The 12,655-nt window shown below is 59.8% G+C and carries 12 protein-coding genes and 1 pseudogene; 2 read left to right on the top strand and 11 right to left on the bottom strand.

All coding sequences use genetic code 11. The features are described from left to right. From NW845_RS10435 to NW845_RS10390, 10 genes are all read right to left on the bottom strand, one after another. Positions 1-580: cation:proton antiporter (locus tag NW845_RS10435; RefSeq protein ID WP_414378440.1), on the bottom strand; the 580-nt coding region annotated here is incomplete at its 3' end. 232 nt (positions 581-812) lie between these two features. Continuing rightward, positions 813-1,175: a cell division topological specificity factor MinE gene (gene minE / locus NW845_RS10430; RefSeq protein ID WP_414370618.1), complete on the bottom strand. Its 363-nt coding sequence runs from the start codon at positions 1,173-1,175 to the stop codon at positions 813-815. An 89-nt stretch (positions 1,176-1,264) separates the two neighbouring features. Continuing rightward, complete coding sequence (minD, locus tag NW845_RS10425; RefSeq protein ID WP_414365632.1) at positions 1,265-2,071, bottom strand: septum site-determining protein MinD; 807 nt, start codon at positions 2,069-2,071, stop codon at positions 1,265-1,267. Continuing rightward, positions 2,068-2,817, bottom strand: a complete 750-nt coding sequence (minC, locus tag NW845_RS10420; protein WP_414370620.1) for a septum site-determining protein MinC — start codon at positions 2,815-2,817, stop codon at positions 2,068-2,070. Before minC ends, minD begins: the two co-directional genes overlap by 4 nt. Before the next feature lie 155 nt (positions 2,818-2,972). After that, a complete protein-coding gene (locus NW845_RS10415) occupies positions 2,973-3,479 on the bottom strand; it encodes a DNA recombination-mediator protein A (protein ID WP_414378438.1) in 507 nt (168 codons plus the stop codon). A 107-nt stretch (positions 3,480-3,586) separates the two neighbouring features. Then, a complete protein-coding gene (locus tag NW845_RS10410) occupies positions 3,587-4,795 on the bottom strand; it encodes a VLRF1 family aeRF1-type release factor (RefSeq protein ID WP_414378436.1) in 1,209 nt (402 codons plus the stop codon). 96 nt (positions 4,796-4,891) lie between these two features. Beyond that, entirely contained in the window at positions 4,892-5,794 is a 903-nt protein-coding gene (locus NW845_RS10405; RefSeq protein ID WP_414365636.1) for a transglutaminase family protein, read from the bottom strand. A 434-nt stretch (positions 5,795-6,228) separates the two neighbouring features. Next, positions 6,229-6,399 carry a hypothetical protein gene (locus NW845_RS10400; protein ID WP_414378434.1) on the bottom strand — a complete coding sequence of 57 codons (171 nt, stop codon included), beginning with the start codon at positions 6,397-6,399 and terminating at the stop codon, positions 6,229-6,231. Positions 6,400-6,507: 108 nt separating this feature from the next. After that, positions 6,508-7,239, bottom strand: coding sequence for a 6-phosphogluconolactonase (pgl, locus tag NW845_RS10395; RefSeq protein WP_414378432.1), 732 nt, complete (start codon positions 7,237-7,239; stop codon positions 6,508-6,510). A gap of 74 nt (positions 7,240-7,313) precedes the next feature. After that, positions 7,314-8,321, bottom strand: a complete 1,008-nt coding sequence (locus tag NW845_RS10390) for a phosphoribulokinase (RefSeq protein WP_414365639.1) — start codon at positions 8,319-8,321, stop codon at positions 7,314-7,316. 317 nt (positions 8,322-8,638) lie between these two features. Here NW845_RS10390 and NW845_RS10385 point away from each other — a divergent pair, with 317 nt between their 5' ends. Further along, on the top strand, positions 8,639-9,529 hold the full coding sequence (locus NW845_RS10385; protein ID WP_414378431.1) for a ferredoxin--NADP(+) reductase: 891 nt from the start codon (positions 8,639-8,641) through the stop codon (positions 9,527-9,529). A 143-nt stretch (positions 9,530-9,672) separates the two neighbouring features. Further along, complete coding sequence (leuS, locus tag NW845_RS10380; protein ID WP_414378429.1) at positions 9,673-12,294, top strand: leucine--tRNA ligase; 2,622 nt, start codon at positions 9,673-9,675, stop codon at positions 12,292-12,294. Between the two features lie 34 nt (positions 12,295-12,328). Here leuS and NW845_RS10375 read toward each other — a convergent pair. Beyond that, a pseudogene (locus NW845_RS10375) lies at positions 12,329-12,609 on the bottom strand (IS200/IS605 family transposase). Between the last annotated feature and the right edge of the window lie 46 nt (positions 12,610-12,655).

Here is a 12,655-nt window from a genome sequence, read left to right as displayed (position 1 = left end):
AGACGTCTATAAGAGACAGCTCCAAGGCCATGAGGAAGCTGGGGTGGCCAGAAAGCACCACCTGCAGCACCACCACCGCCAAGATGGCCCCCAGCGGATCGATGAGCACCCCTTCCCCTTCCAGCAGAGTGCTGACGGCGGAATCGACCCGTACCCGCTTCAGGATAGGGTTAATCACCGTCGGCCCCGTCACCACCACCAGGGATCCGAACAAAAAGGCCAGGGGCCAGGGAAACTCCCCCAAATAGTGGGCCGCCAGTGCCCCTCCTCCCAAGGTCAGCAGGGATCCCAGCAACACCAAATTGCGCAAGCTATCGGAGACTTGGTTGAGGCGTTGCAGCCGCAGGTTCAGCCCCCCCTCAAATAGGATCAGGGCCACTGCCAGCGACACCAGCGCCTCCAGACCGGATCCCATAACCTGGGGGTGAACCCAGCTCAGGCCATCCGGGCCCAGCAGCACCCCAAACAGGAGCAGGAAAACAATGCTGGGCACTTTGACAAAATTGGCTAGGACTTGAGCCGCGATCCCGGCCACCAAGGCCAGCGTAAACAGGATCGTCAGCTCAAAGGAGTTTTCCATGCCGAGGCTCAACCTCCCTTAGCGCGAACTCCGTCCCGGCGGCTTTGTCTTGGTCAGCATTGGGGTCACAGACAGTTGACATGAACAGGCTGTAAACAACTGCAAGGCACTCCGGGCCGGGACAGACATAGGTGGGAGTCAAGAGAGAGCATCTTGGCGAACGGACGCAGCCCAGGCGAGTGTAACACTCTATGCAACACCTTGAATTACTGCTTCCTGAGTCTAGGGTAGCTCAGAGGGAAGGCGAGCTCAAATGGCCTCCCTCGGATGGGGCAGCTCCGGGATCCTGTTGTGGGTTCTCCCCTTCACAGGAATAAAGGCCGGCCTCCGCCAGGGGCTTAACGCGACGAATGGGGAGGTTGGCGATCAGAGCCGTCGTCCCCCCTTCTGCCGCCAAGTGAAACTGCATCCCCTCCGCATCCAGCTCCACATAGCGAGATACCACCTCTAAGATCTCCAGGCGCATCGCTTCCAAGGCTGCCGGGGTGAGGTCGGCGCGGTCGTGGGCCAAGATCAGTTTCAGGCGCTGCTTGGCTTGCTCGCGGCTGCTGCCAGAGTGGCGGGAAAAAAGCTGATCCAAAAAATCGAGGAGCATGAGCTTCAGGGGTGGCTTGACTTAGTTGTGAACGCGAATGTGGAGGGGGGAAGGCGGCTATACCAATCCAAGTCAGGCAAAGGAGCCATCTAAAACACCTTTTGGTTTAAAAACCGCTTGGCCTTTTCCCAGAAAGACTCGCCCAAGCTAGCCAACTTGGGAAATTCCACCGTTTCTCCTTCTAGTCGTCGAGCAATGCGCTGGATGGCCTGAGCGGCCAGAGTCGGGTTGGCCGAGAGGACTAGAGGTTCCCCTTTGTTGGTGGAGACGATCACCTCCCGGTCTTCTGGAATGATACCCACCAAGGGGATGGCCAGCACCTCCACCACATCTTCCACCGACATCATCTGGCCGGCAGCCACCATATCCGAGCGCAGGCGGTTGACAACAAGCTGGGTCGAGGAGATCCCTGCTGCCTCCAACAAGCCCACCACCCGATCCGCGTCCCGCACCGCCGACACTTCCGGTGTGGTGACCAACAGCGCTTCCGTCGCTCCGGCAACGGCATTGCGAAACCCTTGTTCAATCCCCGCCGGGCAGTCGATCAACACGTAGTCATGGCTGCTGGCGAGCTTCTCCATCAACTGCCGCATCTGATCCGGGTTGACCGCCGTTTTGTTGCGGGTTTGGGTTGCCGGCAACAGTGAGAGATTGGGGGTGCGTTTGTCCTTCACCAACGCTTGTTCAAGGCGACATTCCCCCGCAATTACCTCTAGAGCCGTGTACACCACCCGATTTTCCAACCCCAGCAGCAGATCCAGGTTACGCAGGCCAAAGTCGGCATCCACCACCACCACCGAGCGACCCAAGCGCGCCAAGGCAGTGCCCAGGTTGGCCGTTAGAGTGGTTTTCCCCACTCCCCCCTTCCCAGAGGTTACGACGATAACTCGGCTCATACTCCTCTCCGCAGAAAATCCTGAAGGCTGGCAATGCAGATGACACCCTCCTGCAAGTAAACCACCTCCGGGGTGTTGGGAGGGGATCCTCCTTCCGGCGGGCGGGCCACCTGATCGGCAATGCGCAACTGAGTGGGCTCTAAGTGCAAAGCTAAGATCACAGCGCCTCTATCCCCCTCTGCACCGGCATGCACTAGGCCGCGCAGACGTCCCCAGACCCAGATGTCACCGCCGGCAATGATCTCGCCGCCGGGGTTGAGATCCCCCAGCAGAAAGACCGAGCCACGGTGGCGCACGGACATTCCCGACCGCACTGTGGATCGCAGGTAGAGGGGGGTGGTATCCGGGGGGACAGGGGAAATCACCTCTAAGGGGGAAGATTGTTCCACCGAATAGCCTAGGGTCGCCGCCGCGATCGCCGTCCCTCGGGATCCGGTTTGGACGCGCCACAAGGACAGCCGATGCTGCGACAACAAGACGGCCAGAGTTTGTAGGGTGGGCAAGTCCAGCTCTCGCTCTTGGCACCACAGGGTCAGGGGGGCCACTCCTGCCCAGTAGGGTTTGCGGCTGCGCAATTGCCACACCAAATCGTCCCAGACTTCTTCCCAAGCCAGGGTGGCGGGCAAATGCAGATGGATCCCTTGGGCATCGAATCGAAAATAGACACCCCTTTCGGATCCCCGCGGGTTAGAGGATGAGGTAGGTGAGACTGCAGAAATTTCCGGGTTCCATGCCGGGGATCCCATCATGGCTGCCCAACGATTTGCCTCAAGACAAAGCCTTATCCTATTCCATTCGCCAAACGTCGGGAGTGCGCTGCAGTCTATATTGAGCTATCGGGGCTTTCTACACTGCTGCTACCCCCGGAGCAAAAGGTTGAGAGCAGTGAGCTGCAGTCCAGTCAGTCGAAATAGAAGAGTGTAACCAACTTGTGTTGCTCCTCGGCGTGCCTGCAGGCCTCCAAAAGCGTGACGCTGTCGTGAAAGGCAAAACAGAGCAACTGCTGGCACTTGCTGATGATCTCTAGGTTGCACAGGCGGCTAGCCTCCGCCAGGGGAAGATGGTCATTTTCGGGGTGCTCCACCAGATGCAGCACCTGCTCCAGGCTGGCCCGCGACTCTGCCGGCTGTCGCTCCAAACTTTGCGGCAAGATCACCGTCAAGGATTTCATATCCGCCCGCATCGCCCCGCGAATCACAGCCAGGTTGGTGCCAATGGCCCCGGAAGTGAGAATGCGGTTGCCAGTGAGGGCCAAAGCGTAGCTGAGGGTCTCGATGAGGTACTGGTGGGTGATGGGCACATGGCGACTGCCCAGGATGGCTATCCGCTTTGGCCCAACTTGCTGAATCGCAGCCAGCTCCTGCAAAAACGTATCAACGCTGGTGGGAAGATCAATAGACTGGGTCAACGGGATCCCTCAGAAAACTTTTCAGAGGTGGGCTAGGCTATGTTAGCCTACACTGCGGCTTTGGGATCCAGCCAGAGAGCTGCTCAACCCGGTTTGGGCGGCCGAGTTTACCAGCGCAGCAGCGCTGCCGCTCCCTGGAACTCCTCGAGGAGGCGAACTTCGGCCTCGCCACGGACAAACTCCAGCTTAGCGCCGAAATCGCGGGCCAGCACCCAGACCTGATCCCGCAGCGCCACCGGTTGGGGCTCTGGGCAGAGGAGCTGGGCCATCTCTGGGGTTCCTCCCACCGAGCCGTCTGGACAGCGCCAGATGGTGGCCTCTAGCCTCCAGGGCAAGACCAGAATTTCCACTCGACCCAGTTGGAGGGCGTCCAGCACCGCGTCCAAGCCCCAAGCGCCGGGCTGCTCCCGAATCCGCTCCAACAAGGCCAGTTCCCCTCGGCGCTCGGCGGCCTCCAGGACGGGCACCACTCGGTCGAGGATGTCTTGCGGCGTCGGTGCGTGGAGGTTGGCGGGGTGCCCCACCCGGGCGACGACGCGGTTGCGCAAGCCGCGGTTGAGGTAGCCCTCAAAGTGAGATACCTGCCAGGCTTCCCCCATGAGCACCAGCCGCTCAATGCCCAGCCGATCCACCGCTTTGTCGAGGGCCTGGGCCAGGCGCTGGTAGAGCTTGTGCATCCAGAGGCTGACCTTGGCCGCCTCCCGCTCCTTGGGGGAGAGTTTGTCGAAGGTGCCGCCGCTGCGGGCCCGACGCTCGGCAACGGCATTTTCGATGCGGCCGGCCAGATCCCGGAGTTCCTGCCACTCGTCGGCGCCGATGTTGGCAAAGATTTCGGTATCCTCCCGCAGTTCTCCCAGAAAGAGCTCGTAGAAGTGCCACCTGGCTCCGGACAGGTGCAACACCCCGGCCCGCTCATATTCATCGAAGGCGAAAATCAAAGGGGTCAAGTACGGCTCACCCCAGCGGGCTTCTACCTGCCCGTGGGCCAGATCCACTACGGGCAGCTCCACCTGCAGGTCAATTCGACGCAGCACTAGCTTGCCATCAGCGTTGCGGCTGGCAAAAAGAACTAAGGTGCGGGCGGAAGGGCGCTCCTGTTCCAGCAGGGCAAGGATTTGCTCGTAGAGAGAAGGATCCCGCTTGCCCTCACGGAACTCCGGCAGCTCTTTGATAGCGTTCTTGATGCGTCCTACCCAGGCAAGGCGGGCATTTTCGGGACGGGCAGGGTTGATGTCGGCGTATAACGAGAGCACCGGCGTGCTGCTGTCGCCAAAGGCAGCTTGTAAATCCTGGATCAGGGTGTTGAGCTCTTCCATGGTTTGGAAAAGGGACTTCACTACAAGCTAAAGCAAGATATCTAAAGTAGGAGATGCAACAGCAGATCTATCAAGGGATCCCACGCAGGATGGAGCTCAGTTGAGCTGGGCTTGAGGAGAAGATCCTGCCTGGATTTGGATAGTGTAGCTCATGTGGCTGTGAACACCCCTGCCCAGCCAATGGCCGTAGATAGGAGCGGCACCTCGGGGGTAGGCACTGGCCGCCAAAGCCACATGGCCATCGGCCACGGCCAGCCCTTGGGTGGGATCGAACCCCCGCCAACCAGCCCCCGGCAGATACACCTCTGCCCAGGCGTGCAGGTGGCGCTCTGCTGGCTCTTTGCTGGCTGTGCCCTGGAGTTCGGGGTTCTCTTGCAACGGCGGGCTGACCTGGTAGCCGCTGACAAATCGTGCCGCCAGACCTACTGCCCGACAGCCCTCCATAAACACCAGCGTCAGGTCACGGCAGGAGCCGGTTTTGCGCTGCCACGTCAAGCCGGCGGGCCAAGGATCCCCCTTCTCCCGCAAGATGTGGCGGCACTCGGAGTAGATGCGTTGGTTGAGCGCCGGCAAAAAGGCCGTCGTCTCCCCCTGCACCTGATCCCAGAGCTCCCAGGCCAGGCTTTGGATGCCGGCATCTGCCGGGGTTGCCAGATAGGGCTGCAGTTGGGCCGCCAGCGTGCTGGGATAGTTGATGGGAAGGTGGGTGGCCCAATCGAAGAGTAGATAGTCAAAGGGGTTGCGCCGCAGGGTGACCACGGTGGACTGGGTTTGGATGCGCAGATGTTCGGTGGGATCCCCAAACCAGAGCTGAACTGCCGCGTTGCCATCCAGATCCACCAGCTCCGATTGGCCTGCCGGCGGCGGATCCACCCGCAGCTCAAAGGCCAAGAGGGTTTGGATCCCGTTGCAACGGGGCCGCAACCGCACAGTGTGGGGCTCCAGTTGCACTGGACGGCTGTAGCGATATTCGATGAGATGGTGAATTTGAACTTGCACAGGCTTGCCCCAGGACGGTCAACAGGTTGTGTCTCAAGTCTCAGTCGCTCGTTTGTGCTACAGTTAGCCGAAATTGGCGAAAAAATCAAACGGCAGTCAAAAAAGTAGGTAGGTCTTTGCCTCGGGCAAGTGTGTAGGGGCGCATTGACAATGCTTGGGGGCTTGCTTGTGGCCTGGGTGTCGGGTCAGCGGCACGAAGGTTTCTAGGATCCCCCGACTTTGATCAGTGGGAGCGTCAATGGGCAAGCTCTTCTCCTTGTAGAGAGCTAGCTGCAGGTCGGCGGTTGGCCGGGGCGTCGCCTAGGGCCAAGACATCTGAGGGTGCCCTCTGGAAGGCTCTCCTGCTGGAACTCGCTGCTCAAGCGACCAAACTGCTACAGGAGGCTGGGCTAAGCCTTGGCCTGAGGATTTGGCGAGGTGGCGCAGCTTTCCTCTCACTCGAGCTGGACTTGCCCTTTCAGCAAAGCGAGGATTAGTCGGTCAATTGCCTCCAGATCCAATTCGTCGTAGAGCCGCTCCTGGAGGAGGTGGCAGATTTGGGATTCTTGCTGGCGGCTGAGGTAGGTGCTCTGGAGAACCGATTCGACAATGAGGCGGATGGACATGGGGCAGCGCTCTAACCCAACTGCCCCAATGAAATGCGAAACAAGGGGGAGGCAGCGGTGATCTGGGTCAAATGGCCATCCTTAGCCGGCAACCTTGACCTGGGCAGCCTAGCCAAGCAACGCCACGGCGGGCAAGGGCAGTTCAGCTGCCGCCGCCGCATCCAGCAGCCACAGCAGCCGCCCTTGGGGATTGAGGCGCTGGCAGGGCAGGTGGGCCTCTGTTGTCAGGGCTTCCTTAACAATTGCAGCCTTGCTGGCCCCTGTTACCAAAACCACCACCTGCCTGGCCTGGTTGAGAACAGGATAGGTGAGAGTTAGGCGCGGCTCCTCTCCCTTCTGCCCCACGGTTACCCAGCGGTGTTGCACCTGCAGGGCGGCTGTACCGGGAAACAAGGAGGCCGTGTGGCCGTCTTCTCCCACTCCCAGCCAGATCAGGTCGAAGGCAGGACATTCGGTGCCGAAAATCTGCTGCAGGGTCGCCTCGTACTCCGCCGCATCTCGCAAGGGATCCCCTGCTTGGGTGGGCATGGGAAAGACCTGAGAGGCGGGAACCCCGACCGTCTCCAGCAGGATCCGCCGTACCATGCCGTAATTGCTCTCAGGGTGATCCGGGGGAACGTAGCGCTCGTCTCCCCAGAACAGCCAGGTTTCCTGCCAAGGGATCCCTGGCGTCTGGGTTAAAGCAGCATACAACTTCCGTGGCGTGTTTCCCCCTGCCAGAGCCACCGTAAAGCGACCCCGTTGACGGATAGCCGCCGCGGCCTGCTCTTGCCAGATCTCGACCGCCCGTCGGAAAAAGGCTGTCCCCTCCGGCCAGATTTCCAACTGGAACCCTTGCATGGATCGCCCTCTGTTGCTGCTTGCCCAACTGCCCTAGCCGAGCAGAGGGATCCCCTTCACCCAGAGGCCAAACTCTAGGAAGCAACCGCCAGCTCTTTGGCTTCCGCCTGGATTTTCTCGTAGAGGGCCCGCAGCTTCAGGCCCACGATGACCTGGATGAGTCCAGAGCCATTGCGGGATCCGGGATATTCCGGGTGCTTGCGCAGCAATTCCGTCAGCTCGCCGTAGTAGCGGGTCGACAGATTGCTTAGGTGGTTCTCGATGTAGATGACCTCCTCCAGCTTGTCGAAGGTGCCGTCAATTTCCAACACCGAAACTGGCTGATCGAAGTAGGTGGAGGGGCCGTAGTGCAGGCGGATGCCTGGGTAGGAGCAGGTCAGCTTTTTGCCACAAGGGATCCAGTCAATGGTGGAGCCTTCGTCGAAGAGATAGACATGGTCAAAATACTTCACCCCCTCCCGCTGGATCATGCGCACCCGCAGCACTTTGTGCTCCGGATCCACCTCTGGCAGCAGCTTGGTGGGCAGCACCTCGATGACCACATCGGCATAGCGCTTCTGCACATCGACGTAGGCTTCAAAATCGGGGCGGCGGGCCTCGATGGAGCGCAACACATCTTCATAGGTGTGGCCCCGCTCCGCCATATCCCGCTTCACCTTCCAGGCAATCTTGATCTCCGGCGCCAGATCCAGATAGACCTTGAAGTCCAGCAGCTCCCGCACCCGCTCGTCGTACATGGGGTGAAGGCCCTCCAAGACGATGATGGGGCTGGGATCCACCCGCTCCGGTGGGTCAATGAGCCCCGTCTCGTGGTTGTAGATGGGCTTCATCACGCTCTGGCCATTTTTGAGCGCCTTAGCCTGCTCGTACATGAGGTCGAAGTTGTTGGCGCGGGGATCCAGCGCCGTGATGCCCTTCTCTTTGCGCTGGTAGCGATCCAAGGAGTGGTAGTCGTCCAGACAAATGGTGGTAATGAGATCCCGGCCAAACAAGTCCCCCAACCGCCGCAAGAACGTGGACTTGCCACAGCCAGAATCTCCGGCAACACCGATCATTACAATACGTTCAGGACTGCTTGCCATGGGAACTCCTTGGGGATGGGCAGGGCAAAACTGAGAGGAAGCCTCTAAAAAAGTTACTGTTCTTTATGGTCTTGCATATTACCACAAGACGCTCCCCCACAACCGAGCTTGAGGCCAGAGAGGCGGGCACCGTCAAGGAACAATTTAACAAAGATTGTCTGTCTCCCGGCGACGACTGAGGAGAAGAGAAGTTTCCCGGCCTGGCTTTCTCAGGATCGGCCTGGGGTATTCTCCTCCGGCAAGTTCCGTTCGGGCAGGGGGGCTGCTAAGGTGTTTGCTAGAGAGTTTTCTCCCATTGCCAGGAGCAGTTCGCCGTTATGGTTGCCAGCGCAGAAAAGCGAGAAGTTGTTGTCAATCTGTACCGTCCCAACGCGCCCCTGATCGGCCAGTGTGTAGAGACCTACTCCCTTGTGGGGGAAGGGGCACCTGGCCTGACCAAGCACATTGTGCTCAGCCTACCGGATCCCAACTACCGCTACCTGGAGGGCCAAAGCGTTGGTATTATTCCTCCTGGCGTAGATGACAAGGGCAAGCCCCACAAGCCCCGCCTCTACTCCATTGCCTCCACTCGCTATGGCGACGACGGCGAGGGGCGCACCGTTTCTCTGAGTGTGAAACGGGCCGAATACGTGGATAAGGAGACGGGCCAGCCGGGGGTAGGGGTCTGCTCCGGCTTCCTCACCGATCTCAAACCCGGCGATGAGGTGATGATCACCGGGCCCTCAGGGAAAACCTTTTTGCTGCCGGAAGATGAGAACGCCAACCTGATTTTGATTGCCACCGGCACTGGCATCGCCCCTTTTCGCGCCTTCATCAAGCACCTGTTTGAAGAGGATCCCAACTACCAGGGCAAGATCTGGCTGTTTTTTGGGGTGCCCACCACGTCCACCCTGCTCTACCACGGGGATCTAGAAGCTTGGAAAGCCCAGTATGGGGATCGCTTCCGCGTCGATTACGCCATCAGCCGCGAACAGCAAACCCCCGACGGCAAAAAGATGTACGTGCAAAACCGCATGGCCGAGTACGGCCCCGAACTATGGGAGATGCTGCAGCAGCCCAACACCTACACGTACATCTGTGGCCTCAAGGGAATGGAGGACGGCATCAACAGCGTCATGGCCCCCCTTGCCGAGCAAGCCGGTCAAGACTGGAGCAAGTTCCAGAAGGAGCTGAAGAAGGCCAACAGGTGGCACGAGGAAACCTACTGAGGGGATCCCTTTGGGTTCACTGGTCTCCGGTGCTGCCGCTTAGGAGGGATCCCGTCGGCGCTGGGGATTCGCAAAACATGCCAAAATGCTGGTATCTTAGCCCACCTGAAGCCGAGAGCTGTTCTCCCCAGGAGCCCTAGACTGTGGACGCGCGCTACAATCCTCTGGCCATCGAAAGCAAGTGGCAGGCCCACTGGCGTGAAATCGGGTTGGATCGCACCCCAGAGCTGACGGCGGAAAGCCGCAAGTTCTACGCCCTGTCGATGTTTCCCTACCCCAGTGGCAGCCTGCACATGGGGCATGTGCGCAATTACACCATAACGGATGTCATTGCCCGCCACAAGCGCATGCAGGGGTATGCGGTGCTGCACCCCATGGGGTGGGATGCCTTTGGCTTGCCGGCAGAGAACGCGGCCATTGACCGCGGGATCCCGCCGGCCAAGTGGACCTACCAGAACATCGCCCAGATGCGGGATCAACTGCAGCGGCTGGGGCTTTCCTACGACTGGGAGCGGGAGATCACCACCTGCGCCCCCGACTACTACAAGTGGACGCAGTGGCTGTTTCTGCAGTTTTTCAAAGCGGGCCTGGCCTACCAGAAGGAAGCACCGGTGAACTGGGATCCCGTGGATCAGACCGTCTTGGCCAACGAGCAAGTGGACGCCGAGGGGCGCTCCTGGAGATCGGGGGCTCTGGTGGAAAAGCGCCTCCTCAAGCAGTGGTTTCTCAAGATCACGGCCTACGCCGACCAACTGCTGGCCGACTTGGAACAGCTCTCCGGCTGGCCAGAGCGGGTGCGCACCATGCAGGAGAACTGGATTGGCCAGTCGGTGGGGGCTAGGGTTGTCTTCAAAACCGAAACAGGGGAGGAGCTGCCGGTGTTTACCACCCGGCCTGACACCCTCTGGGGAGCCACCTTCATGGTGCTGGCGCCGGAGCATCCTTTGGTGGAGAAGCTCACCACCCCTGAGCAACAGGCTGCCGTCAAGGCCTACCAGGCCGAGGCTGCTGCCCGCAGCGAGATGGAGCGCAGTGCCGAAGATCGGGAAAAAACGGGCGTCTGGACAGGATCCTACGCCATCAACCCCGTTAACCAAGAGCGGATTCCCATCTGGATTGCCGACTACGTGTTGATGGGCTATGGTACGGGGGCCATCATGGCCGTGCCTGCCCACGACCAGCGGGACTTTGAGTTTGCCCGCAAGTTTGGCCTACCCATCAAGCTGGTGGTGCAACCGCCCCAGGGTGAGGTGGAAAGTACCGAAGATCTGCAGACGGCCTGGACAGGGGAGGGGGTGTTGATGAACTCCGGCCCCTTGAACGGGATCCCGGTGGGCAAAGGCCCAGGGCAGAGCGTAGAAAGAGCCATCGCCTGGTTAGAGAGTCAGGGCTTGGGGGAACGGCAGGTGAACTACCGCCTGCGCGACTGGCTCATCTCACGTCAGCGCTACTGGGGTTGCCCCATCCCCGTGATCCACTGCCCCCACTGTGGCATTGTGCCGGTCCCAGAGGAGGATCTGCCGGTGCTGTTGCCGGAGGATGTGGAGCTGACGGGGCGAGGGGGGTCTCCCTTGGCCCAGCGGGAGGACTGGGTGAAGGTAAAATGCCCCACCTGCGGCGCCGAGGCCCGCCGCGAGACCGACACCATGGACACCTTCATCTGCTCCTCCTGGTATTTCCTGCGCTTTAGTGATCCCCGCAACGAGCGCGAGATCTTCCGCAAGGATTTGGTCAACGCCTGGCTACCGGTGGATCAATACGTGGGCGGCATCGAGCACGCCATTTTGCACCTGCTTTACTCCCGCTTTTTCACCAAGGTGCTACGGGATCTGGGGCTGTTGAATTTTGACGAGCCCTTCTCCCGCCTCCTGACGCAGGGAATGGTGCAGGGGCGCACCTACTACAACCCCAACAAGTCCGGCAAGGATCGCTGGATCCCAGCGGCTCTGGTCAAGGATCCCAACGACCCGCGGGATCCAGAGACCGGCGAGCCTCTGGAAGTTATCTACGCCACCATGTCCAAATCCAAGGGCAACGGCGTGGATCCAGAGGAGGTGCTGGCCCACTACGGAGCCGACACAGCCCGCATGTTTATCCTCTTCAAGGCGCCGCCGGAAAAGGACCTGGAATGGGACGATGCCGATGTGGAAGGGCAGTTTCGCTTTCTCAACCGCGTCTGGCGGCAAGTGTACGACTTTGTCGTTCGCGCTAGCGGGACGGAGTCCTTGCAAGGCAAAGCCGCCGAGCTGCTGCAGGCCAAGGTTGAGGCGGGATCCCTAACCAAAGCGGAAAGGGATCTGCGCCGCGCCATCCACACGGCCATCAAAGAAGTCAGTGAGGACCTGGAAGAGTACCAGTTCAACACCGCCATTGCCGAGCTGATGAAGCTGAGCAACGCCCTGGCCGAGGCGGGGATCCCAGACTCGCCAGTCTATGCAGAAGGGATCCGCACCCTGATCCTGCTCTTGGCTCCCTTTGCCCCCCACATAGCTGAGGAGCTTTGGCAGGCAGTGGGCGGTACAGACTCGGTGCATCGCCAGTCATGGCCCAGCTACGACCCGGCGGCGCTAGTGGCCGACACGGTAACCATTGTGGTGCAGGTCAACGGCAAGCTGCGCGGCTCCTTTGAAGCCCCTGCCGATGTCACGCCCCAGGAACAGGAGCGGCTGGCTTTGCAGTCGGAGGCGGCCCAAAGGTATCTGCAAGGGGTGACTCCGAAGAAGGTCGTCGTGGTGCCGAAGAAGCTGGTTAACCTGGTTGTCTAACCCTCTTGACTCTGGATGTACTGTTTCACTGTTTCTAGGGGTGCACCACCACAGGATTTAGAATCGTGCCAGAGCTTTGCTTTTCCCCAGTACGCCTTAGCTCTCCAAACTGTTGCCTTAGTATGCGACTTGATGCTGACTTGAGAAAAGAAACGAGGTTAGATATGTTGTTATCAGGCTGCAGGTCGATGAGCAGGTGAACATGGTCTGGCTCAGCACACTCCGGTTAGCGGCCAAAACTCTTTCTAAAACAGACCTCATTACTTCCAGCATTGCTTGGGTTGAGACTTTGCGTCGGTATTTTGTTACAAACACTACGTGCAGGTGAATCCTAAAGACTGCGTGAGCGCTGCTTCGTAGT

The sequence above is a fragment of the Synechococcus sp. H60.2 genome (genome assembly GCF_047462315.1).
In the GTDB taxonomy this organism is placed as follows: Bacteria; Cyanobacteriota; Cyanobacteriia; order Thermostichales; family Thermostichaceae; genus Thermostichus.
The sequence above is the reverse complement of the archived record's forward strand: the minus strand, read 5'-3'. Positions and strand labels throughout refer to the sequence as shown.